The sequence below is a fragment of the Chryseobacterium amylolyticum genome (assembly GCF_051011775.1).
GTDB lineage: Bacteria > Bacteroidota > Bacteroidia > Flavobacteriales > Weeksellaceae > Chryseobacterium.
The window spans coordinates 1-2,298 of record NZ_JBPCHX010000016.1 but is presented as its reverse complement, the minus strand read 5'-3'; the positions used below and the strand labels follow the sequence as shown (position 1 = coordinate 2,298).

Sequence of the window (2,298 nt, the reverse complement as noted above, 5' to 3'; positions counted from 1 at the left end):
ACGCGGGAGAGTAGGCCGCCGCCAGTTTTTATTTTATTTTTAAAAATCCTTTATCATAACGATAAAGGATTTTTTTTGCTTTATACCCAAGACAGGCTTAAGCTATGAGTAATGAGTAATGAGTAATAATTGATGAATGATAAACGATACACCAATCACTCATTATTTATCATTCATCATTTATCATTCATCGTTTATTGTTCATCATTCATCGTTTATCCCACGTTGTCACTCCGCAGGAGTCTAAACAATGCATTTTACATTTGAAATTATAGTTCATTATAAATCTTAAGCATCCAAAGCCTTTGACTGTTCAACTCTGGGACCCTGAAGCTCTGATAACTAAGCCTGGATTCCTGCGGAATGACACAATTGGAACAGGGGTAAGGCCATTGAAACAGAGGTTATTTATAACTCACGGTGTATAACTCTTTATTAGTTCCATCCCAAACCCCAGAAATCCATACCCCGGAACCCGTATCCCGAGTCTTGTAACATCATTCATCATGGATCTCTTATCAGTAAATGATGTACTGCTGTCACTATTACCGTTTATCATTCCCTTCACGTTGTCACTCCGCAGGAGTCTAAACAATGCATTTTACACTTGAAATTATAGTTCATTATAAATCTTAAATATTCAGAGCCTTTATGACCACTCAACTCTGGGACCCTGAAGCTCTGATAACTAAGTCTGGATTCCTGCGGAATGACACAACTGGAACAGGAGTAAGACCATTGAGACAGAAGCATTATAACCCACGGTTTACAACTTTATAATTTATGGTATGGATTAAAACTCAGAAGCACATACCCCGGAACCCGTATCCCGAGTCTTGTAACATCATTCATCATTGATCTCTTATCAGTAAATGATGTACTGCTGTCACTATTACCGTTTATCATTCCCTCCACGTTGTCATTCCGCAGGAGTCTAAACAATGCATTTACATTTGAAATTATAGTTCATTATAAATCTTCAACATCCAAAGCCTTTATAACCACTCAACTCTGGGACCCTGAAGCTCTGATAACTAAGCCTGGATTCCTGCGGAATGACATAATTGGAACAGGGGTAAGACCATTGAGACAGAGGGTATTTATAACTCACGGTGTATAACTCTTTATTAGTTCCATCCCAAACCCCAGAAATCCATACCCGGAACCCGTATCCCGAGTCTTGTAACATCATTCATCATGGATCTCTTATCAGTAAATGATGTACTGCTGTCACTATTACCGTTTATCATTCCCTCCTTTTGTCACTCCGCAGGAGTCTAAACAAGCCATTTTACATTTGAAATTATAGTTTATTATAAATCTTAAGCATCCAAAGCCTTTATGACCACTCAACTTCGGGACCCTGAAGCTCTGATAACTAAGTCTGGATTCCTGCGGAATGACACAAGTGGAACAGGATTAAGGCCATTGAGACAGAGGTTATTTATAACTCACGGTGTATAACTCTTTATTAGTTCCATCCCAAACCCCAGAAATCCATACCCGGAACCCATATCCCGAACCCCGGTTCCCATCATTAATAACTTATCATTCATCGTTTATCATTTACCACTCATCACATACCCCCTTGTCACTCCGCAGGAGTCTAAACAAACCATTTTACATTTGAAATTATAGTTCATTATAAATCTTAAGCATCCAAAGCCTTTATAACCATTCAACTCTGGGACCCTGAAGCTCTGATAACTAAGCCTGGATTCCTGCGGAATGACATAATTGGAACAGGATTAAGACCATTGAAACAGAGGGTATTTATAACTCACGGTGTATAACTCTTTATTAGTTCCATCCCAAACCCCAGAAATCCATACCCCGGAACCCGTATCCGAATCCCTGATCATATCATTTAACTTGCCCAGTCCTGGCATAAGCTGTTTTATTTAATTCATAGTTTCCTTTTTAATTTACTACTTCACATTTCACAATTTTTGAGATGCATCAGACAGTTAATCTTCACATAGTCTTTAAACTATTTTTATTGGGCTAATAAAATAAATTATGCTCCTATTAAGCATTAGCACAATAATTATTCGATTTATAAATTTATTAATACTCACTGTGGATAAGTATTATTTTGTATATAACTTTATATATATCAATAGATTAAATCATGTAATTACTCACAATGGTTTTAGTATTGTAAAATTTAAGTTAAATAAACTTGTTTTGCGTTGTAAGAAGTTGCTATCTTTGCCCCACTGAAAACGAGAGTAGATCAGTAAGCGCAGAAGAGCCTTTGGATAGGCAGAGACAATATGACTCCGAAAAGAGACAGAC

At 37.2% G+C, this 2,298-nt stretch carries 1 protein-coding gene; it reads right to left on the bottom strand.

Annotated elements, in window-relative coordinates:
- Positions 1 to 1,127 precede the first annotated feature (1,127 nt).
- Positions 1,128 to 1,250, bottom strand: coding sequence for a hypothetical protein (locus ACR1PO_RS22430; RefSeq protein ID WP_332388105.1), 123 nt, complete (start codon positions 1,248 to 1,250; stop codon positions 1,128 to 1,130).
- Between the last annotated feature and the right edge of the window lie 1,048 nt (positions 1,251 to 2,298).